Origin of the sequence: Photobacterium rosenbergii (genome assembly GCF_033022775.1) — a bacterium.
Taxonomy (GTDB): Bacteria; Pseudomonadota; Gammaproteobacteria; order Enterobacterales; family Vibrionaceae; genus Photobacterium; species Photobacterium rosenbergii_A.
Genome location: NZ_JAWJZI010000002.1, coordinates 705,557 through 726,749, shown reverse-complemented (window position 1 = coordinate 726,749; position 21,193 = coordinate 705,557). Strand labels below are relative to the sequence as shown.

The following is a 21,193-nucleotide window of genomic DNA, read 5'->3' as shown; positions in this document are numbered from 1 at the left end:
GGCTAAGGGGTATTTTTCAATATAAACTGAAATTAATGATTGAATTATTGCAGCAAAGTGTGAATAATATCCTCCCGTTTATACGGGGCTTTTATTAGGAGGTACAATGCTTTACCGCCTCGCTCGATCCGCTATTTTCAAGCTTGATGCAGAAAAAGCGCACGATCTAGCTATTCAGAACTTTTCTCGCTTTACTGGCACTCCTCTTGATCTTTTCTATCGCCAACACGTTCCTGATCGTCCTGTTGAAGTGATGGGGATCAAATTCAAAAACCCTGTTGGTCTGGCTGCTGGCCTAGATAAAAACGGCGAATGTATTGAAGCATTTGGTGCGATGGGTTTCGGCTTTGTTGAGGTTGGAACCGTGACACCACGACCTCAGCCAGGTAACGATAAGCCTCGTTTGTTCCGTGTGATCCCTGCTGAAGGTATTATTAACCGCTTTGGCTTCAATAACCTAGGTGTTGATAACCTGGTTGAGAATGTAAAGAAAGCCAAATATGACGGCGTTATCGGTATTAATATCGGCAAAAACAAAGATACACCGATTGAAAAGGGCGCAGAAGATTACCTTATCTGTATGGACAAGGTATATGAGCATGCGGGCTACATCACGGTAAATATCTCTTCCCCAAATACTCCAGGTCTGCGTTCACTTCAGTACGGTGAGATGCTAGATGATCTGCTTGCTCAACTTAAAGAGAAGCAAAAAGAACTGGCTGAAAAGTACGGTAAGTATGTTCCGCTGACGCTTAAGATCGCGCCGGATCTTGAAGATCACGAAATCAAGCAGATTGCTGAGTCGTTGATCAAAAATAATATTGATGGTGTTATCGCAACAAACACTACGCTGGATCGCTCATTGGTCAAAGACATGCCGCATTGCGATGAGGCAGGTGGCCTAAGTGGGCGTCCATTGCAGAACCGTAGTACTGAAGTCATTCGCATGCTGGCGGAAGAATTAGACGGTGCATTGCCAATCATTGGTGTCGGTGGTATTGATTCAGCCGTATCTGCTCGTGAGAAGATGGCTGCCGGTGCAAGCTTGGTGCAGATTTACTCAGGTTTCATCTACCACGGCCCTAAACTTGTAAAAGATATCGTCACTAATATCTAGACAAGTGAAGTAATTAAAAACTACATATGATACTGAGTGCCTGCAAGAGCAATTTTGCAGGCACTTTTTTTATGTCGATTTCGTTACGAGCACCTTATCAATAGTAATTTTGTCAAATTTTCAGATTTCTCATCATAAATATCCCTCTTTCCTTCCTCTTTTTATTTGCAAATAGGGCAGTAGAATTTGCCCTAAAGATTTGTTTGTTGTAGTGGATAAGCTTTGTAACGGACGACGGATATGGAGCGGTACTTATGTTGAAACCCAATAATTCATGGATGTGGTATTACGACCAGAAGTACGATGCTCTCATGTTGGACCTAGGGGACGACATGGTTTTCCGCGTTGCGATTCCTACAAAAAACTTAATTCCTTGTGCTTTCGCTCGTTCAACGTTTACGGTTGACGATGCTTCAGCTTACCAATCTTTCCTGGAAGGGATGTCCATCCTGGAGCTTTCTGCACCACGAAAAGCAGAACTTGCCCTTAATGCAGTCGCTGCAAGCCGTTTTCACAAGCCTCTTATGCCAAAAAGTTGGTTTTTTAATCAGCAATCTGATGGGCATTCACCTCAGCTCGGTGACATTGTCACTTTAAATACCGACCTTGGTGAAGGCCAGTTCCTGATTATTGAAAATAGTGGGTCTGCTAGCCTTTGTATGATGGCAGATACCACCTCTTTGCCACTCAATGCCGCTAAAGAGATGTCATTCTGCGAAACCATTAAGGTGATGAACGATCGCATGACCGCTTATGAAGGGGCTGTAGAAACGCCTATTACGCTGGCTTTGGTTGGCTAGGCCACTGATATTCTCCTCTTGTTAACGAATCTTTCCGAATATTAGAATTAAAATTTAACCCGTATTTGCTGTTACCAGCACGGCAGATGTTTGTTTCAATGTGCCGAGCGTATGTCCTTACGTTTCAAGCAACCTATTCTTTTTACTTTTCCGTTTCACTTAACGCCTACAAAATCACCGTGGAGCCCCTCTGAATAGGGGATAGAACCACCTTGCCAATAACTTTTGCTTTGCCTATTTGGCCTGTTCCTAATGGTATTGCAATCTTCCTAATCCAATTTAAGCCCAAATCTCTTTCTCAAATCCAAATCACCAAACCCCATTCCCCAAATCCTAGTCTCACACTCTGGCCTCAAACTCTTAAATTCAAAAGCAGGAATAACACCAACAAAAGGCCATTGAATTTGAATGACTGTTGGAGTGAACAAAAAACGGGTGTGCTTTACCTGTTGGTTCATAGAAAAATTTAATTATTGGGAGCAAGTTCAATAGGGAGTGTGATGCTGATCATGAGGCAAAATGATGTATTTCTTAATTTCTCTGTTTAATAAAGCATCATTATGAGTGATGTAGCTCTAATTATTTTATCTTTTTATCACTTTTTTTCTGCCTCATTTTGCGTCCATGGCATAAAAAAACACCATAATTTTGCACCTGAAAACACAGTAAAACATACTGTATTTCCTCGTTTTCCGCTTTTTTGTAATTAAATTACACGAGTTCACCACGGAGTCTGTAAGGGTGATTAAGTCCTAATGGAGATTAGTTCCTGGTGGGACATTATAGAGGTTTGAAATGAAATTGGATGAAGTACTCTAGGAAAATAAATGGATGCAATGTAAGCAAGCACCTACTGTTACAAGTCGAAATGGTACGTTTGTATTTGTTTAAGTTATTGATTTTAAGTGCGTAGCGTCGGGTGTTTCTTGTTGGAAACAATTTGAAGGCGGACTCAGTTAGGCTAGAAGTGATCAGTTGTTTACACGAGTGGACAATCATAAGGGGAGCTATTGTTTATCTATGGAAACGCTGATTTAAGGGGTTTGGAGTCAAACAATATTTTTCAGGCGTGGATTAAGACAGGAATGTGGCATTAGTGGCATTTGATTGCTGTTTTTTTAGCTAAATAGCCAAGTTAGCGCCTTTTATGACAAGGTATTTACGGGGTTTTCAGTTATAATTCACCGCAACATAAGTGTGAAAAGAACTCCATGAATCAATATTTAGCTATCACTTCACGAGGTCTTGAGAACCTCCTTGCAGAAGAACTTAAGCAACTTGGCGCTGAGAGCGTTCAGGTTGTCCATGCTGGCGTGCGTTTTAAAGCAGAGCAAGCCACAGCTTACCGCTGCTGTCTTTGGACGCGTATCGCATCACGAATCATTTTGGTACTGAGCGAATTTAACGTTCGTGATGACATGGACCTGTATTTAGGTGCGGCTGCGATTAATTGGCCGAACTACTTTGGCAGTGATACTCGTATCATTGTTGACTTCAATGGTACTAACCGTGAAATCCGCAACAGCCAGTACGGCGCTATGAAAGTGAAAGACGCCATTGTCGATCGCTTTACCAAGGCGGATTTGCGTCGCCCTAGTATTGACCGTGAGCGTCCAGAGCTTCGCATCCATATGCGCCTATCCGGTGAGAAAGGTGTTCTGGGCCTTGATATGGCGGGTAGTGGCCTGCACCAGCGTGGTTACCGTAGCGAGTCGGGTAAAGCACCACTTCGTGAGACTCATGCTGCAGCATTGGTTATGAAATCTGGCTGGACGCCTGAAAAACCACTCCTGGATCCAATGTGTGGTTCTGGTACTTTGCTGATTGAGGCCGCTTTGATCGCTGCTGATATTGCACCGGGTATTAAGCGCAAGCGCTGGGGTTTTGAAGCGATCAAAGACTTTGACCGTGAAGGCTGGCTAGAAATTCATGCGGAAGCGAAAGTCAAAGCACGCCGTGGTCCAGGTAATGTAACGACTAAGTTCTTCGGCCGTGAAATGGATCGCCGTGTACTGAGTATTGCCCGTGACAATGCTGGTCGTGCAGGTGTAAAAGATCTGATTGATTTTGAATACGGAGATGCGACTCAGCTGACGTGCCCTGAAGGTTTCTCTGAAGGTGTGATCCTTTGTAACCCTCCATATGGTGAGCGTCTGGGTACTACGCCTGAATTGATTTCACTATACAGTGAGTTGGGTAACCGTTTGAAGCTTGCCTTTGCCGGCTCGACGGCGTCTATCTATTCTTCTTCAAATGAATTGCTGAGCTGCTTGCGTATGCGTGCAGACAAGCAGTTTAAATTGCGTAACGGTGCGCTTGATTGTGTGCTTAAAACCTACCTAATCACCGCTGGTGGCGTTAAGCATGTTGAAGGTGAAGCTGAAGGCCGCCTTGAAGAAGCTGAAGTTGCCCCTGATTTTGCGAACCGACTGAAGAAAAACATTACCAAGCTGAGCAAGTGGGCCAAGAAAGAAGGCCTTGAGTGCTACCGTTTGTACGATGCTGATTTGCCAAACTACAACGCAGCTATCGACAAATATAAAGATTACCTGGTTATTCAGGAATACGCGGCACCTAAGTCTGTGCCTGAAGAGACCGCCCGCCGCCGTTTAATGGATATCATGCGTGCCACCATTCAGGTAACCGGTGTTGAGAACAATAAAGTTATCCTAAAAGTGCGTGAGCGCCAGAAGGGTAAGAGTCAGTACCAGAAGCTATCTAGTGCAGAGCGTCACATGGTAGTCAATGAGTACGGTGTTGATCTTAAGGTTAACCTATATGATTACCTGGATACCGGTTTGTTCCTTGATCACAAAGTTACCCGCCGTCTGCTAGGCCAGATGGCCGCAGGGAAAGACTTCCTCAACTTGTTTGCTTACACGGGCTCTGCAACCTGTCATGCGGCGTGTGGTGGTGCGAAATCAACGACAACCGTTGATATGTCTAATACCTATTTACGTTGGGCACAGGAAAACATGGAATTGAACGGCCAGGTTGGTCGTCAGCATCAGTTTGTCCAGGCTGACTGTCTGCAATGGCTGCAAGAGGCCGATGGTGAGTTCGATCTTATCTTTATCGATCCTCCGACGTTCTCTAACTCCAAGCGTATGAAGCAGAGTTTTGATGTTCAGCGTGATCACATCATGTTGCTTGAGAACTTGAAACGCATGCTTCGCCCGAATGGTGAAATTGTTTTCTCGAATAATAAGCGCCATTTCAAGATGGATTTCGAGAAACTTGAAGCACTTGGCTTACAAGCGAAGAACATTTCTGATAAAACGTTGCCAATGGACTTTAGTCGCAACAAACAGATTCATAACTGCTGGATCATTACCCACAAGGAAGGTTAAGTGCTAATAACTCTGTATAGCACAGAAGGGTGTCATCTTTGCGAGCAGGCGTATAGCCTGCTCGTACAAGCCGGTGTCGAAGAGCGCGTTCAGGTGGTGGATATCGCCTTTGATGATGCGCTCTTTTCTCGTTACGGCGTCACAATTCCTGTGCTTGCTATTCTCAATCCTGATTCAGATTCAAACAGCCCTGAGCTCGGTTGGCCTTTTGATGCCGACGAGCTGGCGCAATGGTTAAACAACAATGGCATTAATTAATATCAGTAACGCCCAGTTGGCGTACGGCGATCATGCACTGCTGGATAAAGCAGAGTTTCTTCTACAGCCCAATGAGCGCGTTTGTTTGGTAGGGCGAAATGGTGCGGGTAAGTCCACTTTGATGAAAGTGATTGCCGGTGATGTACTGCTCGATGACGGAAGTGTCCAGCGCGAATCTGAATTACGCGTCTCGCGCCTTGAGCAGGATCCCCCGCGTGATGCAGAAGGAACCGTGTTTGATTTCGTTTCAGAAGGTTTGGCTGAAATCGGTCAGGTACTGAAAGAGTACCACCGCCTGCTGGATTTGATCACTACTGATCCATCAGATTCAAACTTTGCGAAATTGAATCGTGCACAAGAGAAGATCGATCACGCCGATGCTTGGCAGTTTGACAACAAGATCACCTCGGTACTGGAACACCTGCAGCTTCAACCGCAAACTTTGCTGAAAGATTTGTCAGGTGGCTGGCAGCGTAAAGCCGCTTTGGCACGTGCTCTGGTTTGTGACCCTGATATCTTGCTTCTCGATGAGCCAACCAACCACCTTGACGTGTCAACCATCGAGTGGCTTGAAGGTTTCCTGAAAGAGTACCGCGGTGCCATCGTATTTATCTCGCACGACCGTGCATTTATTCGCTCGATGGCAACCCGTATTGTCGATCTTGATCGCGGCCAGCTGGTTTCATTCCCTGGGGATTACGATAAATATCTTGAAGAGAAAGAAGAACTGCTGCGTGTAGAAGCCGAGCAGAATGCTGAATTCGATAAAAAGCTTGCTCAGGAAGAAGTTTGGATCCGACAGGGCATTAAAGCACGTCGTACCCGTAACGAAGGCCGTGTAAGGGCGCTGAAGCAATTGCGTCGTGAACGCAGTGAGCGCCGTGAAGTGTTGGGCAAAGCCGACATGCAGCTTCAGGAAGCTCAGCGTTCGGGCAAAATCGTTTTTGAAGCTGAGAACATCAGCTACAGTTACGGCGATAAGCCAATCATCAAAGATTTCAGTTTCAATGTCATGCGCGGTGACCGTATTGCGCTTATCGGCCCTAACGGCTGCGGTAAGAGTACCTTGCTTAAGATCATGCTGGGGGACTTGAAGTCACAGGGTCACTTCCATTGTGGCACCAAGATAGAAGTTGCCTATTTTGATCAGTACCGTGAAGTGCTGGATCCTGAAAAGACCGTGATGGACAACCTTGCCGATGGCAAGCAGGAAGTGACGGTCAATGGCCGTACGCGCCATGCTCTGGGTTATCTGCAGGACTTCCTTTTCCACCCACGTCGCGCCCGTACACCGGTGAAAGCGCTATCGGGCGGTGAGAAAAACCGTCTGTTGTTGGCGAAACTTTTCCTAAAGCCTAATAATTTATTGGTGCTTGATGAACCAACTAACGATTTAGATATCGAAACATTGGAACTTTTGGAAGAAATTCTTGCCAACTATCAGGGTACTTTGTTGTTGGTAAGCCACGACCGTCAGTTTGTTGATAATACAGTCACAACAAGCTGGATTTTCGAAGGAAACGGTGTCATTGACGAATATGTTGGCGGCTACCATGATGCTCAGGAACAACGCGCTAATTCGCTAAGCCAAATTGCGAAAGAGCAGGCTGCTCAAATTGAAGCGGCGAAAAAGAAAGAAGAGAACAAGCAGCGTCAGGCTGCCCGTCCTAAAACTGGTAAGAAGCTCTCTTATAAGTTGCAAAAGGAATTGGAAGACCTGCCGCTACGAATTGAAGAACTGGAAAACGAAATTGCGCAACTGCAGGAACTGATTAACGATCCTGCTTTCTTCCAGGACGTGAAAAATGACACTCAAGGCACGCTGAATCGTTTGGCGGAAGCAGAAGCCGAGTTTGAGCAAGCATTTGAACGCTGGGAAGAGCTTGAAGCAATGCAGAAGGAAGCTTAATGCAACATAAGACTTTAAAACTGTCTGCACTGGCCGTATTGGTTGCCGGTGCATCAGGTGCTAATGCCGCGGTTTACCGTGTAGTTGAAATCGATAGCAGCTCAACAGGTATTGCATCACAGCAATACTACCCTGAGGTAGATCAATCAGAAATTAGTAAGCGTATAGAGTTCTACGGTCAGGGTATTACAGCTTCTGGTGCGGGTGAGAATTGCTTTGCAAATAGTTGTGGTGATGAAGAGTTCACCGTATTTGGCGAAAGCCGCTTTGGTTCAGATGGTGTTAACTATCGTGATGAAGTGGCGTTTATCCTTGATAATGTCCAGCGCATCAATGATGTAAGACGTTTTGAAAGCTACTGTAATAGTAATCTAGGTCCTAACACCTGTGAGGATTGGGCTCGCACACAATATTACGGTAAAGGTTATAACTCTTCTGACATTAACGATAGAAGCGGCTTTGGTGGCTTGGTGCGTGAGCATGAAGCGTGGACCAAGGACTTCTTCTCCAATGCGACGGCAATCAGTGGGGCATCATCTTTTCTAGAAGTCGATACCTTTGCCGATTCAGCAGATGGTTATGATCAAACCGTTCGTACGGCGTTGGGTAACATTGTAGATCACAAAACCACTAACGGTGTGATCAACGCCCAAGGCGCTTCCGGTCTTGGGGAGTACACGCTAGGTATTTCCAGTGGTGCTTACTTTACTGATGGAGAGCGAAATGCTCGTCAGTTCAATAAACGTGGCTTCGTAAATCTAGACACGAATAAGTTGGGTCTTGATCCGGTAGCGGGTGATGGGCTTACCGAAACAGCGGGCCAGTCTTTGGCTTGGGATGCTGTTGAGTATGATGGTCAATTATTAGTTGTCGGCAGTGCATCTTATGCTCAAAGCAACTTTGATGATTCAGATAACAAAGTACCAGAGGACTACAACAGGGATGATCCGGTGTTCTCTGACTCGGCTTTCCGAAATTGCCCATCAACTTTTGGGTCGGGTGATGCAACTGGTCTGAGCAACTTCTACGGTACGAAAGAGTGTCAGCTCTCTGTGTTTGCCAATGACGGTGTGTTTTGGTCACTGGACGGTGGTTCATCAGGTAATGTCGCAGCCAAGTTGCTTGCTGAAAATGATTTAAATACGCTAGATCCTGATGAAAAAGATCGTTCTTTCCAAGCTAGTGCCCGCGCGATTGAGTTAGTTAACAACCAACCCGTTGTTGTTGGCTATACCACAGACCGTTATGACAACGATTACTATGCAATGCGTGCATCAGTATGGGAGCTAACGGGGGATATCAACGGTGACACGCCGTTTGAACGTAAACTGATCCCAGGTCTAGAACTTGAAAGAAGCGGTGACCGAGTACTGACGTATACACTTGCGACAGATATTAACGCCAATAACAAGGTAATTGGTGTTGCTAAGAACATCCGTGCTGAAAACCGTTCTTATGCCGAGCGTATGTTTGTCTATGACAATAATACTGGTTCGGATGCGCAATTTTTGGATACCTCTATTTCGTCATTGTTCTTCACGGGTTCCAACGGCTATCCAGCGGCGATTAATAACAACAACCAGGTTGTAGGTCGCCTAGATGCTGAGTCTGTGAACCAGGTAAATGGTCGATTCCGTCGCCAGCGTGCCTTCACCTATGCAATGGGTGAGATCCCAGAGTCAGCAGCGCTGAAGCAGGGCGATGTCTATTTCCTCGATGACTTGACCAATGACGGCAATGTTGATGGAAAAGCTAATATGTACCGTATCTTTGATGCTTCAGACATTAACGATGCCGGTGTTATTTCTGCTACGGCTTACAAGTGTGACGGTGGCTACGATGATCTGACGAAAGAATCGTTCTGTCAGGGTGGTGAGCCTGGTGTGGAGCGCATTGTTGCTGTTAAGCTGATCCCCGTTGCTGGTGATGATGCATCTATTCAGTCTCGTCCTACCGCTGAAAGCAGCGTAGAACGTCAGGGGGCATCACTAGGTTGGTTGGCAATGGCTTTCCTTGGCTTCCTAGGGTTCCGTCGAAGAAAGTAATTTTTTGTCAAAATTGGTCAAATTACACTCAGGCTCACAATTTGTGAGCCTGTTTTATTTTGGGAGTTGATCTCCGCTTCTGTTTAGCTAATTCTTAATAGTGGAGACACAATAGCTCCATCATTATGCAATAGTAATGAATGTAAACGATAAGGATGAGGATCGAACTTATGAAGAGACAAAAGCGGGATCGTCTGGAACGCGCACAATCTCAAGGCTATAAGGCTGGCATAAATGGTCGTTCCAGTGAAGACTGTCCGTACCAATCGACAGAGGCCCGTACGAACTGGCTAGGTGGCTGGCGAGAAGCAAGAGAAGATCTGCAATCTGGCCTGTTTAAATAATAAACCTCCCTTCATATCTCCCTTATTGAGCCCCTCTTAGGAACAGGGGCTCTTTCTATTTCAGAGGCCTTGGGCTACAGGCTATGGGCGAGAGGCCAACACGTGCTAGGTTTGCAACTCATTGAGATATTGATGGCATAAGATTGCGTGTTTGCATCAGCAGAGCATAATGCCACTAGCCACTAGCCACTAGCCACTAGCCACTAGCCACTAGCCACTAGCCAGATCCGAAAAAGGCCGCCAGGGGCGACCTTAGTTACTCAGAAATGAGTGTGATTAGAAAGATGATGTATCTTTGAATAGACCTACTTTCAAATCTTTAGCAACGTAAATCTCTTTACCGTCGACCAATACACGGCCATCGGCAACACCCATGATTAGCTTGCGGTTGATAACACGCTTAAGCTGGATTTCATACGTGACTTTCTTCGCTTCAGGCAAGATCTGGCCAGTAAATTTCACTTCACCTACACCCAGAGCGCGGCCTTTACCTTCGCCACCGGCCCAACCCAGGAAGAAGCCTACTAGCTGCCACATTGCATCAAGGCCAAGGCAGCCAGGCATTACAGGGTCACCTTTAAAGTGACAATCGAAGAACCATAGATCAGGGCGGATATCCAATTCAGCATGGATGAAACCTTTACCGTGTTCACCACCTTCATCGGTGATTTCTACAATACGGTCAATCATCAGCATGTTGTCAGATGGCAAGGAAGGGAAAGCAGGGCCGTAAAGTTCGCCTTTACCACATGCAACTAGTTCGTCGTAATTATAAGATTGCTGGCGTTTCATCAGACTTTCAAACTCCTTAAAAAGTATGGAGGCAATTTAGCTTACACATGTACGCCAGACAACTCGGATCAGTTCTGGACCAACCAGTGGCGAAGTCGCGTTAACAAGCCGACATGCTTAACTATTTCACCGTTATGGAAGATATCAATTCGCTCAGCGATTTTCGCTAACAAGGTCTCTGCATCTTCATCATCACTGCGGAATGCTTGGCCGGTGAGTAGAGGCAGTGCGTCATCAACACTTTCAGCTGTCCACAAGTGGAATTTACCGGCTTTAATCGCATCTAATACGTCGTCATTGAGACATAGGTTAGTTAAGTTTGTTTTCGGTAATATGACACCTTGGTTGCCTGTCAGACCACGGAATGCACACACCTTGTAGAAGCCTTCGATTTTCTCGTTAATGCCGCCCACAGCCTGCACACGGCCAAATTGGTCGACGGCACCTGTAACGGCCACTTGTTGGTTAATCGGCTGCATAGAAAGAGCTGAAACCAGAGAGCATAGTTCGGCCAAAGAAGCACTGTCGCCATCGACTTCAGAATACGATTGTTCAAACACGATAGAGGCCGAGAATGGCAGTGGCTGATCCAAATCCAAGGCGGTACTCAGGAAAGCTTGCATGATCATCATGCCTTTGGCGTGGATATTGCCGCCTAGCTCTGCTTTGCGCTCAACGTCCGAGATATCACCATCACCGAAGTGGACTACACACGAAATACGCGCTGGCTCTCCATAGGCACGAGGGTGACCCGGTACTTCAACCACAGTCAGACCATTGACCTGGCCGACTTCTTCGCCTTGGCAGTTAATTACCACCTGGCCATGGTGGATATCTTCAATCGCACGCTCGGGCAGGTAAGACTCACGGTACTCACGGGCTGCAATAGAGTCTTTCAGGTGCTGGGCGGAGATCTTGTTCCCCTGGGATTCAAGGGCCGCCTCACATAATAGGCTCTGGTGCCAGATAGGGCAAAGCGGTACCCGGGTTTGATCCTCAGCGTAACGCGCACCCGTCTTTAGTACCATTTCAAGGGCTTGGGTATCAGCAAGCTCTGGTAGTTGGGCTTTATTGATAATGGCTTTTAGGTAGGTAAGGTATAGAGGAAGGTTATCTTCGTTGATCACCAAGTCCTGCTCGAACTCACCATACATGGTAAAGCCAGAAGAGATGTCCGGCTCGGCGTTTTCAAGCTCTGCCATTAGGTAACGATCGCCGATCAGTACCAACTTGATATTCAATTTCTCGGCTGGTGGCAAAGGGTACAGGCTCTTGTTTGAAGCCGCTTGCCACTCCAGCGTTCCGTTCATCAAAATACTCTTAAGGCGTGGCCATAAGCTCGGGTTAGCGAGAATAGCGCCGACAGAAAGCACCAGATAGCCGTTGTGAGCTTGGTGAACCAGCCCGTGCTTTACTTGTTGCTTGTTAATGTTGTTTTCTTCAACGGGAGGATAAACAGCACCAAACAGACTTTGCTCTGTCACATTTTCGCCAGCAACAATAACCGGTGATTCATTGTTGGCTTCGGCTTGTTGTGAAATCAGCTCAATGACATAATCACGGTACACCTTGTTATCCGGTGCGGTAATGCGCAACACTCGAGGTTGTAGTTCAACTGCAGTAAACCGGCGCACAGCATCTGATAGACGATCTTGTAGGGTTCCGGTTTTTGCGGGAAGGAGATCATCATACTGTTCAAGGATGGCTTGGTACTGAGAGTAGTCTGGAGTCATCGAGCGCCAGTTTTGTTCATGCATGGGCGTGTGCTTTATTTCGTTAGTGTGAAAAAGTCAGCAGTATAAATGAATCAATGGCCGCATAATAGCTTAGTGTGTAATGTTATTGACTTCATTTGCAGTTCAGTTGAGATCGACTTAAAAACAAACGCTTAAAGTTCAAAATGGAATTGAGCTTTAGAAGCCTAGCAGTTACACTGTCACCACTTAAGTTTAGACTTATCGAGAATCTCTGACGACTATGAAATATCAGCAGCTTGAAAACCTTGAAGCCGGATGGAAATGGAATTATCTAGTAAAGAAATGGAAAGAAGGTGAAGCGATCACCGGTTACATCGATACCAGTGAAGCAAAAGCAGCTGTAGATGATCTGTTATCAATCGAGCATGAGCCAACGAAGGTACTCAAGTGGATTGATAAACATATGTCACCGGATCTTGATAAAAAACTCAAACAGGCCATTCGTGCCAAGCGTAAGCGTCACTTCAATGCCGAGCAAGTCCATACCCGTAAGAAATCCATCGATCTCGACTACCGTGTGTGGGAGAAGTTGGCAGAAAAGTCCAAAGAGTTGGATTCCACCTTGTCTGACACTATTGAGTACTTGTTGAGTGAATCGAACAAGACCGAGGTCGCGAGTAAGGCGGTGTTGGACTTGAAGCACGATCTCCATGAGCTTTTGGACTTTGAATAAAACTTAGTCGGTATTGGTCTCATTCCCAGAGTTGTTAACTTAGCTCAGGCGGGAGTCGCTAACATGTTGTAAAATAGGACTTAGGTGTCCAGCTAATTCATTGTTAGTGTCGCTTTTGAATACAGTTAGTTCTACTAAACACTTTTAAAACGCATTTTTGTAGAGCTGGGTGAGAAAAGGAACTTATAAAGGAGCTATGCATGGAATTCGTGCTATATGTGATTGCCCTTGCCGTTATTGTATTTGTCTTTGTGTTTAAGGATCGTCCGATCATGGTGCTGACTTTCGAAGATGGAAAGCTCACCCAGCAGAAAGGTCAGATACCCAATGGCTTTTTGGCGGGCTGTAAAGATATTGCGCATAAGCAGCCATTCTCTGGCAGGATCAAAGTCTACAAGAACCGTTTTACCACTAAGCTGGTGTTCTCAAAGTCAGTGCCTTCCAAAGTTAAACAGCGCATCCACAATGTATTCCCTTATAGTGGTGGCTCTAAGAAGCGCGGAAGACGTGCTTAACACCGCAAATAGCCATCATTGACTTTATGAAAGCTCTCCAAAACGGGGAGCTTTTTTGTACAGATAGATAAAGGTAACCCAAATGCTTACACCTCATGCATTTCGATTAACACTTGGCACCGATTTGAAGCAGACTATTTTGGCCTATGTGAAGCAAAAAGACATTAAAGCAGGGTCACTGTTAAGTTGTGTCGGTTGCCTCTCTCATGCGTCTATACGGCTTGCCAATGAGTCTGAAAGCCTGGAACTTGCAGGACCGCTAGAAATTTTGACACTCAGTGGGACTTTGACTCCAGATCATGTGCATTTGCACATTTCTGTCGCGGATAAAACAGGCCGTGTTTATGGCGGACATCTCCAAGATGGCTCAATCGTTTCCTTTACCGCAGAGGTTTGCTTGGCCGAATATACCAATTTGTCATTCTCCCGTGAGCAAGACGACACTACCGGGTTTACAGAGCTGGTGGTTAAATAGAAAGAAGGCTTATCCATGGCTTTCCTTTAGGCCGTATATACTTGTATCTATAAGAGATATAAGTAAATAGGCGGAAATGCTATGGGGAACAATACAGCTGGTTTGTCGTTTCAGGCTCAAATAAAGGGCAATCATTGTTTTGGTTGTGGCGGGGAAAATCCGCATGGCCTGCATATTCAGAGTTTTTGGGCTGAGGATGACATGGCAGTGTGTCACTTTTCCCCTCAAGCACATCACTGTGCTGCGCCTACCCATTTCCTCAATGGGGGCATTATTGCCACCGTGATTGATTGCCATTGTATTTGTACAGCAATGGCTGATGCCTATCGGCGTGCAGGGAGGGAGATAGCAGAAGGGGAAGCGATATGGTATGCGACAGCGCGTTTTTCACTGGAGTATCTTCGTCCTGTGTCGATGAATGCAGAGATTGTATTAAAAGCGCGTGTGGTTGATGTTGATGAGCGTAATACAGTTCTGGAATGTGTAGTGATTGCCAATAATAAAACAGCCGTTAAAGCTAAGCTAACGGCTGTTAGGGTTCCAGAGCAGTGGATGGCTGATGGGGGCTAATAGGTTATTTCAATGACTACTTTTTTGACGCGGCAATATCCACCAAGGCTTGGTGACTAGACAGGTAATGTTGGATTTTTTCTTGCAGCTCACTCAATGCTTGCTCGGCCTTAATTCTTTTTTCCTTTTCTTGCTCTAATTGCTTGCCAAGATCAACGGCCATATAGCCGCCTTTTATTAAGGCCTTTGTTGTGACGTTGCTCTCAGTAATCGACTTCAACTCTTCGATCATGTAATAGTGCTGGTCGATATCTCTTATTGTAATTGCCATGTGTAGAAAAACGCCATAAAAGATAGCATTATGTATCAACTAATATTCCTGTCAATAATTTTGATGGCTTTCACTGCGGGTGATATATTTGATGAAAATGAATTTTGCAATCAGATTACCAATGCCTTTTTCTTTAAATTGGCATGTAGACATCAATTTGATGCTAATTAACGATAATTTGCTTCTACTAACTATTGTAGTCATTGTTCGACAAAGATTAGAATTCACTTATAAAGAGAGTGAATGGCTGTAAGGAATAAGAGTGAGTCAACAACTAAGCCAGATCAAACGGCGAGCGATGGAGAGCCGTACACGAGAGCAGTCAAAACCTTCGTTACCTGGATTGATGGAAATTACTCACGGCAGTGAAGTTACACTCAGCGTAAAAACACCGATCGGGCGGCTGTATCAAGTGAGTTCAGTGTTTATTGGTACCAATGGTAGAGATAAGCTGTTTATTGAACAGCCCAAGGTGAACAAGGTAGAGAGAGAGCAGTTTTTCCAGCTTGGCTACCGGATGACCATTAAAGCGGTTTCTGAAAAAGGCGAAGGGGCTTTGGTGAATGTCCGAACTCAAATCAGTCATATTATTACTGAGCCAGTTCCACTACTGGTTGTTGATATACCGCCGCAGATTGATGTCGTTCAGCTTAGAAAAGAGCCACGGTATTCTGTGAATCTAGAAGGTAAAATTGTACTGCCTTCTCGTACACTAAAAGTTGTTCTGAAAGATTTGTCGACTTCCGGTTGTAGTTTCTTTATTGAAGCGAATGGGCCGACTATCGAGATCAATAATGCTGTGACGGTTGAAGTGGTACATCCGCGAACGGACGTTATTTATCCCTTAACAGGAAAAGTCTGTAATCATCAGCAGTTAGGGGTGAACAAGCAGCTTGGTATTGATTTTGACGAATCAGGTCAGCATGCAGTGAGAGATCTGATGAATAAGCTGATGTTTGATGGCTCAAAGCTATCGTTCAAGCAATGACAAATTCACTAGCTTAAGAATCACTTGGCTGGAATATTCCCAGCTTTTCAAGACAACGCTGAATTTTCTGCATAGAAAGCGGTTTAACCAGATAGTCATTGGGGTTGTGAGAGATAACTCGTTTAACAGTATCAATTTCACTATCACCGGTTACAATCACCACCGGCATAGAAGGGTATTGAGTCCTGATGTATTGCAATACCTCGATCCCGTCTAAAGGCTTGCACAGATTCAAATCTAGGAAGATACAATCGACGGTATTCTTCAGTAACGTGTTATAAGCTTGCTGTGCGGTAGGAGCATAATGCAATTTCTGGACTGGAACGCTTTTTCTTAGCAGCTCGGCTAGGATCTTAGCCATCATCTTATTATCTTCAATGATGAGAAACTTATTCATACCGGTTTTTCCTTAAACTCATCGTGATCTTGCTAAGTACAACAAAAGCACTTGTGTATCTAACTAACTAAAATGTGCTTTCTTATATAGTATGATAGGGAAAATTAACGATCAACTTGGTTAAGTATAAATCAATATGTGATCCCTATCTTTATCCTTCTTATTCTAACGCACTATAATTTCTTAATTGCTTAAAATACACTCAATCATATCAGTATAAAAAATAAGGTTTTATAGGATATCAGTAATAAGTAGAAAAAAGGCCGTACTTTATGGGTACAGCCTGGTGTAATTATTAGACATGCTAAATGAGCGCTCAATCAGCTCGCGAGTGGCTTTCCTAGTAACACGCTATTTAGGTAGAGAGGGCGATTATCTTTAGTGATATACATGCCACGCTGATCGGAAATGAAAGCGGCTTTATCTGCAGATTCGATAATGTAAAAGCTACGTGCGGTAAGAGATTGCCTGTTATCGGCCGTATCTTGCTCTTTGGCAATGACCAAATAATGGGAACCATAACGCAGGAATAGCCCGTAGAACTGCTTGGAAATGGTGATCTTATCAGATGCGTTATAACCCAAGAATTGCATTTTGATTCGACCGTGGGTGAATACAGTGGAAAGGCGCTCATGGCCTACGCCTGGATAAGTGGACTCAAATACATATCGACCTTTGGTTGTTAAAGCCGAATACACACCGACACTGATGGTCACTATCAGTCCAAGAAATACGCCCAATGCGACTTTAGACATGAAATTACCCACGGCAACCACCTTGTTCAATTTGAGAAGTGATATCGATAAACCCTGCTTTCTTATCAATGGTAATCAGTTGGTAGTCATCACACATTCCACCTAGGGGATAGGCAATCATTTTAGATGTTGGCTCAGGACTCGCTTGAATTGCACGAACAACCGCTGGTGGCATTGTTTGACCATCATAAAGAACGCGGTGTTTATCTATAGTTGTGCTTTCTACAAAAAGAGCCATCTGTGAAAGCGTGATAACCGTAAGGGCAAATGTAAAAGCAGTTACGAGGTAACGCCTAGATAGTTTTGTTAGGTGGGAGAAGAGCGCGGCTTTTGCTGCCATATTTCTTGAGCGCGAAGGTGCTTCAGCATTGCCGCTGTGGAATGCGGTTAGGTTTTTTTCTATTGCTGGTGGTGTACCAACAGTATCGATGTCAGTGCTGTTTTCTAAATTCAACTCTTCAACAGATGAAAGTCGAATGAGGTAGCCTTTCTTTGGCTCTGTAACAATAACATCGTCTACGCCGAGTTCTGAAAAAGCCGAGCGAATATGTTTGATGGCAACGGTTAAAGAGCTATTGGTAACAACTTTGCCAGTCCAGCAATCTTCTAGTAAGGCATCACGGCTAACAGCAACATTGGGTTGTTCTGCCAGCATGCAAATGATTAAAGACTCAGATCGGGAAAGTTTTACACTTTGATTGTCAGTGGTGCGGATCAGCACTTGAGTTACAGGGTCTATTTTAAAATCCCCAAGTAAAACCGGTGTTGTCATGTCACGCATAATTTTCCTCATATTCACCACTTTGAGCTGGGGATTTTAGGGGAACGCATAGCTCAAAACAATGTTGTGAAGGGTAAAGATCTAGCTTGTCAGTAAGTAAAGGTTTGCGTGGCCGAACTTAGAGTAAAGTTCGGCCGTTGAACGGTTAAATGTTTAACTTATAACCAAGGTACATGATGCTATACGAGGCGCTTTCTGTCTTGATTGCTTCCAGCTCTTTGGCCATTTCTTGGACGTGTCCTTCATCCCGAGCCTGAACAGCAATAGAGTAGGTGGGTTGTTTCATGTTGTTGTTAAACTCTTGGATGCTGAGGTAGGCGGAGGTGACCACACCTTGTGCATTCCAGTTAACGACCTTTTGTAGATCTTTGCCAAGGATCTGATCAACAAGTAGGTTTTGCTGTGGCTCTAGCCAGGTAAGTTCTAAGGAGTAAGTGTTATGGACCATTTCTTTGTCCAACCACTTTGTGCCTATATCTCGAATATCCGCGATCTTGACCACATCATCTTTGAAGAAAGGAAGAGGCTCAAGACGCTTCAAAACTTGATCGGCCGAGTCGGCTTCCATCACAAAATTGATAATTGGGAACTGTTTACCGTCCACGGTAGAGTGGCGAACGAACAGATCATGAATAACGCCTTGTTCAACCAGTTTAGAGAACTCACTACGTTGGGCATTCATCCCTTCGAAAACGGTTAAAGCATCATCTGTTTTCCACTCTAGGCTAACGCCATAGGCTGCGCTATGTGCTTGCGTGGCCGTCATTGCTAATACAAGGGCAAGTGGAGCAAACTTCAGTCGTTTCATACTAATTTCCTTTTAGTTTCTGATCACTTCATACAGCGCTGGGTAAAATTCGACGCCAGGAACCTTCAATGTTGAAAGCCTTTGCCGCAGCCTTGATTGCCGGGCGTAAAACCAACCAGGGTTTCAAGATTGCGTACTATCCAAAGCATGAAACCACCGAGGACGATTTTGATAAGTTCTGCATGGTGGTGTGGGGCATGGGGAACGGCAAGCACAAGAAACCACTAAAGGTGATCTGCGAAGAAGTAGCCGAACATACCAACACCGCAGGCAAAGCTACGGGCTACCACGGAAAAATATTGAGGCTAGGGCGCAAGTTTGGCCTTCACTCCATCAATATGTTCCAGCGTGGTCAGGAAGTCTTGAAAACCATCATCGATAACTGTCAGTTCGCCTGTGTCATGATGCAAAAGGCCGACGATAGTGCGCGGTACTTGCAGCAGAAGACGGGGATACCGGCGAGTGTGATTATTGACCTAGAGAAGCTGGAGTATGTATTACAGGATGGGAAAGAGTGGGTGCTTGGAGAAATTCGATGGTGACATTCAGGTTAGGTTCATTATTCTCCTCCTATATTGAAATTTATGTTCTTTCCTATGTGGTTTGTAGAGATAATGTGTTGAATAACTCAATATATACAGCTGTTAGCTTAAACCCACAATGAATTGCATAGCTATGAAATATAGAGCGAACAATATTAGCTCCATATAAATTTGATTGATTTATAAGTAAAAATATATATGTTTAAGGCTATAAAAGATAATTTCAAGAAAGCTGAAGCTGCTGTAATTGTTGAGAATCTACTCCAGACGCATGTTGATACAGGTGTGTTTCAGACATCGCTATCAATTAAAGACATAGCGAATAAAATGGTTCAACAAGCATGGGAAGTAAAACCAGATTTACTAGGCGGTAGATTTGGTACTAGACCACATAAACTCTCTATAGCCTCTTTTACAGTAGCTGTTGCGATAGTGTCATCTGGAAATTCAAATTCAGAAAGTTCTTCTGATTTTCAAAATGTTTGTCTTATGATGTTTGGAAACATCATGGATGAAATTGAAGTAAACGGTCGCTTGTATAACATGAGCGAAACTGACCGTGTTGTAATTGAGTTAGCAATGAACGCTGTAACACCAATTATGGAAGCTGCACATTCTAGTCCTGATAATCATGAGCTGGACGCTATCTTGAAGCACCTCGATGAATCCACATATACGTGGGACGAATGGTATCGAGCGTTTGTTTCCAATGCATGCTCAGTTGAGGGAAGTGGTTTAGTTCAGGATGAAAATGGGTTGAGCCTAATAGATATGATGGATCACGAGCCATTAAAGCGTGCACATCGTGACGGTATTTGCCCGGTACGGCATGGTATTGCTTTTGCTCAACAGTTCGATATTAACAAGTTTGGTATGCGTTGATTGAAGCATTTCAATCATTTCAAGCGTTTAAGGCGGACTCTCAGAGCTAATTACACGCCACTTAACAAATCATTCATTTAAAACTAATCACATATTTTAAAGCCCGCTAGCCTATAGCCTTAGCGGGCTTTTTTGTGCTTGCCTTAAAACCAAATCACTTGCTTTCCTGATGGGGAACTTTTGTTAACCAACAGAGAGCAAACATCATGAGTGCAAAAACTAAGGGCTATGTGATCACCGGGGTGATCGCGCTTTTTGTCGCTGGCGCGGTTGTCTGGGCATCGAACAACGTTGATGCCGTTGAAGACGCGATCGGTTAAGGGGGCATTATGGAATTAGTGCAAACCCCATTCGCACCACGCCCCAAAGAGCTAGACCCAGTCGAGGGTGTAGGTTGGGGCAACCGTGCGTCGCTGCGTCTGGTATCCGGCCCAACGTATCACAGCATTGAACTGGTCACGGACATTACCGACCCGAAAGACATTGAACGTGTTGAAGTGTCGTTGAACGGTTCGGCCAAAATCAATGTGACGGGCGACACGCTGGTCAAGCTGCAAGCCCACCGCAAGAACTACGCCCAAGACGGGCGCTATGTCATTTCATTTGGTGATGCCACGCTGCGCACCAAGATTGGTGTACGCCAAACCGACCTTGTCACTTTAGCTGGCGAAATCTGGTTCGTGTATATCACCCTCAAATCAAAACCTGCCGGAACCACACCGCCAAGTATCCGCGCCCGTGCCCATGTGCTGCCTGCACAATCGGTGCGTTACTACATGCCGCGCATTTATGAGCTGACTTGGTTTGCCTCGGCAACAGGCCGCACGCCGTTTGATTTCTCCGAGCGTAGTCCGGCCCTGAACCTCAAGCGCATTCATTTCCTTGATGACTCGGTTGAACGCGTTCGCGTTTTGCGTGACAGCTTCGAAGAAATGAACGTCACCAAAGAAGATAACGCCTACGACTTGGCGCAGGCCAAGAAAGAGCAGAACCCTGATTGGTTCAGCCTCGATTTCATCCGCTATGGCTTTGGTTCTGACGGCATGTTGAACACCGCCGCCCGCAGCCAGCTGGCTTTCGAGTTGGATAAATCCGCCGTGGGCAGTGTGCCGGTGATCGTTGAAGCCGTCGAACAGGTGAACGCATTGCCATCCAAAGGCTAAG

Annotated in this window: 21 protein-coding genes and 1 pseudogene; 15 read left to right on the top strand and 7 right to left on the bottom strand. The window is 45.1% G+C overall.

Annotated features, from left to right (window positions below; all coding sequences use genetic code 11):
* Positions 1-106: 106 nt before the first annotated feature.
* The 7 genes from pyrD to rmf all read left to right on the top strand — a co-directional run bounded on the left by pyrD (position 107) and on the right by rmf (position 9,823).
* Positions 107-1,117, top strand: coding sequence for a quinone-dependent dihydroorotate dehydrogenase (pyrD, locus tag R2X38_RS07520; RefSeq protein WP_317521588.1), 1,011 nt, complete (start codon positions 107-109; stop codon positions 1,115-1,117).
* Between the two features lie 254 nt (positions 1,118-1,371).
* On the top strand, positions 1,372-1,917 hold the full coding sequence (locus tag R2X38_RS07515; RefSeq protein ID WP_317521587.1) for a cell division protein ZapC: 546 nt from the start codon (positions 1,372-1,374) through the stop codon (positions 1,915-1,917).
* Positions 1,918-3,128: 1,211 nt separating this feature from the next.
* Positions 3,129-5,267 (top strand): bifunctional 23S rRNA (guanine(2069)-N(7))-methyltransferase RlmK/23S rRNA (guanine(2445)-N(2))-methyltransferase RlmL, encoded by a 2,139-nt coding sequence (gene rlmKL, locus R2X38_RS07510; protein WP_317521586.1) that lies wholly within the window; start codon positions 3,129-3,131, stop codon positions 5,265-5,267.
* Positions 5,268-5,525 carry a glutaredoxin family protein gene (locus tag R2X38_RS07505; RefSeq protein ID WP_317521585.1) on the top strand — a complete coding sequence of 86 codons (258 nt, stop codon included), beginning with the start codon at positions 5,268-5,270 and terminating at the stop codon, positions 5,523-5,525.
* Complete coding sequence (locus R2X38_RS07500) at positions 5,512-7,434, top strand: ABC transporter ATP-binding protein (RefSeq protein WP_317521584.1); 1,923 nt, start codon at positions 5,512-5,514, stop codon at positions 7,432-7,434. Before R2X38_RS07505 ends, R2X38_RS07500 begins: the two co-directional genes overlap by 14 nt.
* Entirely contained in the window at positions 7,434-9,479 is a 2,046-nt protein-coding gene (locus R2X38_RS07495) for a DUF3466 family protein (RefSeq protein WP_317521583.1), read from the top strand. The genes R2X38_RS07500 and R2X38_RS07495 overlap by 1 nt, the downstream gene beginning before the upstream one ends.
* Positions 9,480-9,649: 170 nt before the next feature.
* Positions 9,650-9,823 (top strand): ribosome modulation factor, encoded by a 174-nt coding sequence (gene rmf, locus R2X38_RS07490; RefSeq protein WP_082008520.1) that lies wholly within the window; start codon positions 9,650-9,652, stop codon positions 9,821-9,823.
* Between the two features lie 276 nt (positions 9,824-10,099).
* On the opposite strand, the gene fabA is transcribed toward rmf, so the two are convergent.
* Both fabA and R2X38_RS07480 read right to left on the bottom strand, forming a co-directional pair.
* Positions 10,100-10,615 carry a 3-hydroxyacyl-[acyl-carrier-protein] dehydratase FabA gene (fabA, locus tag R2X38_RS07485; RefSeq protein ID WP_107298177.1) on the bottom strand — a complete coding sequence of 172 codons (516 nt, stop codon included), beginning with the start codon at positions 10,613-10,615 and terminating at the stop codon, positions 10,100-10,102.
* 68 nt (positions 10,616-10,683) lie between these two features.
* Positions 10,684-12,372, bottom strand: coding sequence for a Lon protease family protein (locus tag R2X38_RS07480; RefSeq protein ID WP_317521581.1), 1,689 nt, complete (start codon positions 12,370-12,372; stop codon positions 10,684-10,686).
* 220 nt (positions 12,373-12,592) lie between these two features.
* Between R2X38_RS07480 and matP the strand changes: the two genes are divergently transcribed.
* The 4 genes from matP to R2X38_RS07460 all read left to right on the top strand — a co-directional run bounded on the left by matP (position 12,593) and on the right by R2X38_RS07460 (position 14,605).
* Positions 12,593-13,045, top strand: a complete 453-nt coding sequence (gene matP / locus R2X38_RS07475; RefSeq protein ID WP_317521579.1) for a macrodomain Ter protein MatP — start codon at positions 12,593-12,595, stop codon at positions 13,043-13,045.
* A gap of 200 nt (positions 13,046-13,245) precedes the next feature.
* Positions 13,246-13,560, top strand: coding sequence for a DUF3634 family protein (locus R2X38_RS07470; protein WP_411184791.1), 315 nt, complete (start codon positions 13,246-13,248; stop codon positions 13,558-13,560).
* Positions 13,561-13,642: 82 nt separating this feature from the next.
* Positions 13,643-14,035, top strand: coding sequence for a DNA-binding protein (locus R2X38_RS07465; protein WP_317521576.1), 393 nt, complete (start codon positions 13,643-13,645; stop codon positions 14,033-14,035).
* An 81-nt stretch (positions 14,036-14,116) separates the two neighbouring features.
* Complete coding sequence (locus R2X38_RS07460; protein ID WP_317521575.1) at positions 14,117-14,605, top strand: PaaI family thioesterase; 489 nt, start codon at positions 14,117-14,119, stop codon at positions 14,603-14,605.
* A 16-nt stretch (positions 14,606-14,621) separates the two neighbouring features.
* Here the strand turns inward: R2X38_RS07460 and R2X38_RS07455 are convergent, their stop codons facing one another.
* The gene (locus R2X38_RS07455) at positions 14,622-14,876 is read right to left on the bottom strand and encodes a hypothetical protein (protein ID WP_317521574.1); all 255 of its coding nucleotides are present in this window, start codon (positions 14,874-14,876) and stop codon (positions 14,622-14,624) included.
* A 262-nt stretch (positions 14,877-15,138) separates the two neighbouring features.
* Between R2X38_RS07455 and R2X38_RS07450 the strand changes: the two genes are divergently transcribed.
* Positions 15,139-15,864, top strand: a complete 726-nt coding sequence (locus R2X38_RS07450) for a PilZ domain-containing protein (protein WP_317521573.1) — start codon at positions 15,139-15,141, stop codon at positions 15,862-15,864.
* Positions 15,865-15,877: 13 nt separating this feature from the next.
* On the opposite strand, the gene R2X38_RS07445 is transcribed toward R2X38_RS07450, so the two are convergent.
* From R2X38_RS07445 to R2X38_RS07430, 4 genes are all read right to left on the bottom strand, one after another.
* Positions 15,878-16,261 carry a response regulator gene (locus R2X38_RS07445; protein WP_317521572.1) on the bottom strand — a complete coding sequence of 128 codons (384 nt, stop codon included), beginning with the start codon at positions 16,259-16,261 and terminating at the stop codon, positions 15,878-15,880.
* A gap of 320 nt (positions 16,262-16,581) precedes the next feature.
* Positions 16,582-17,016: a hypothetical protein gene (locus R2X38_RS07440; protein WP_317521571.1), complete on the bottom strand. Its 435-nt coding sequence runs from the start codon at positions 17,014-17,016 to the stop codon at positions 16,582-16,584.
* Between the two features lie 4 nt (positions 17,017-17,020).
* A complete protein-coding gene (locus R2X38_RS07435; protein WP_317521570.1) occupies positions 17,021-17,797 on the bottom strand; it encodes a transcriptional regulator in 777 nt (258 codons plus the stop codon).
* A 145-nt stretch (positions 17,798-17,942) separates the two neighbouring features.
* A complete protein-coding gene (locus tag R2X38_RS07430; RefSeq protein ID WP_317521569.1) occupies positions 17,943-18,605 on the bottom strand; it encodes a hypothetical protein in 663 nt (220 codons plus the stop codon).
* Positions 18,606-18,670: 65 nt separating this feature from the next.
* On the opposite strand from R2X38_RS07430, the pseudogene R2X38_RS07425 reads away from it, so the two are divergent.
* From R2X38_RS07425 to R2X38_RS07415, 3 genes and pseudogenes are all read left to right on the top strand, one after another.
* A pseudogene (locus R2X38_RS07425) lies at positions 18,671-19,147 on the top strand (ATP-binding protein); the annotation flags it as partial.
* 198 nt (positions 19,148-19,345) lie between these two features.
* Entirely contained in the window at positions 19,346-20,029 is a 684-nt protein-coding gene (locus tag R2X38_RS07420; RefSeq protein WP_317521568.1) for a hypothetical protein, read from the top strand.
* A 329-nt stretch (positions 20,030-20,358) separates the two neighbouring features.
* Positions 20,359-21,192 (top strand): major capsid protein P2, encoded by an 834-nt coding sequence (locus R2X38_RS07415; protein ID WP_317521567.1) that lies wholly within the window; start codon positions 20,359-20,361, stop codon positions 21,190-21,192.
* Position 21,193: the final 1 nt, after the last annotated feature.